This is a genomic window from Dietzia sp. SLG310A2-38A2 (genome assembly GCF_014145095.1).
In the GTDB taxonomy this organism is placed as follows: Bacteria; Actinomycetota; Actinomycetes; order Mycobacteriales; family Mycobacteriaceae; genus Dietzia.
In genome coordinates this window covers 3,176-3,786 of record NZ_JAALDX010000548.1, presented here as the reverse complement: position 1 = coordinate 3,786, position 611 = coordinate 3,176, and the positions used below count along the sequence as shown (strand labels likewise).

Sequence of the window (611 nt, the reverse complement as noted above, 5' to 3'; positions counted from 1 at the left end):
GGGAGATCGTCGACGTCGACATCGACGACCCGATAGCGGGGGAGGTGCAGGTCAAACTCGCCGCCTCGGGGCTCTGTCACTCGGACGAGCACCTGCTCACCGGGGACCTGCAGTTCGAGACCTATCCCATCATGGGTGGCCACGAGGGCGCGGGAGTCGTGACCAAGGTGGGAGAGGGTGTCACCGGGCTGGAGGTGGGGGACCACGTCGTCCTCGCGTTCATCCCGGCCTGCGGCACCTGTCCGCCCTGCTCCGAGGGTCTGCAGAACCTCTGTGACAACGGCGCCGGGCTGCTGAGCGGCCGGGCGATCAGCGACGACGGCTACCGGGTGCACACCGCCGACGGTGAGCCCGTGGCGACCATGTGCGTGCTGGGCACGTTCGCGCCGCACGTCACCGTCCACCAGTCCTCGGTGGTCAAGATCGAGAAGGACATCCCGCTGGACAAGGCCGCCCTGCTCGGATGCGGAGTCTGTACGGGGTGGGGCTCGGCCACAGAGATCGGCCAGGCCAAAGAGGGCGACGTCGTGGTGGTGGTAGGTGTGGGCGGAATCGGGATCAACTCCGTCCAGGGCGCCGCCGCGGCGGGGGCGCGCGTGATCGTGGCCGTG

At 69.2% G+C, this 611-nt stretch carries 1 protein-coding gene; it reads left to right on the top strand.

Translation table 11 applies throughout. From position 1 onward, the window contains the following. The coding region (locus tag G6027_RS17965) for an alcohol dehydrogenase catalytic domain-containing protein (RefSeq protein WP_182638324.1) at positions 1-611 on the top strand (611 nt) is incomplete at both ends.